1 protein-coding gene is annotated in these 565 nt (G+C 70.1%); it reads left to right on the top strand.

The annotated features are described in order from the left end of the window. A partial coding sequence (locus ACZXDY_RS46325; RefSeq protein ID WP_464350077.1) for an NADP-dependent oxidoreductase occupies positions 1-565 on the top strand: 565 nt, incomplete at both ends.

Here is a 565-nt window from a genome sequence, read left to right as displayed (position 1 = left end):
CGGCGGGGATGAAGCTGGTGGAGCAGCCCGAGCCGCAGGCAGCGATAAACGACGTCGTCGTTCAGGTTCATGCGTCGGGATTCACCTGGGATGAGCTGACGTGGCCCTCGACCTGGACCGATCGCCTCGGCCGTGACCGGGCGCCGGTGATTCCCGGGCAAGAGCTGGCCGGAGTGGTCACCGCCCTTGGCTATGGCACGAGGGGGCTGTCGGTGGGACAGCGGGTGTTCGGCCTCACGGACTCGTATCGCGGCGGCACGCTGGCCGAGTATGTGGCAGTCGAGGCACGCAACCTCGCGCCGCTGCCGAGCGATGTCGACTTCACAGTGGCCGCGAGCGTGGCGATGCCGGGCCTGACGGCGTGGCAGGGACTGTTCGAGCACGGCCACCTTCAGGCGGGGCAGAGCGTCCTCGTGCACGGCGCGGCCGGCGCCGTCGGTTCGATGGTGACCCAGCTCGCACGAGAGGCGGGCGCCTACGTCATCGGCACCGGACGCGCCGCCCACCGTCAGACGGCGCTCGACTTCGGCGCGCAGGAGTTCGTCGCTCTCGAGAACGACGCCCT

It is taken from the genome of Bradyrhizobium sp. LeoB3 (genome assembly GCF_055456055.1).
The sequence above is the reverse complement of the archived record's forward strand: the minus strand, read 5'-3'. Positions and strand labels throughout refer to the sequence as shown.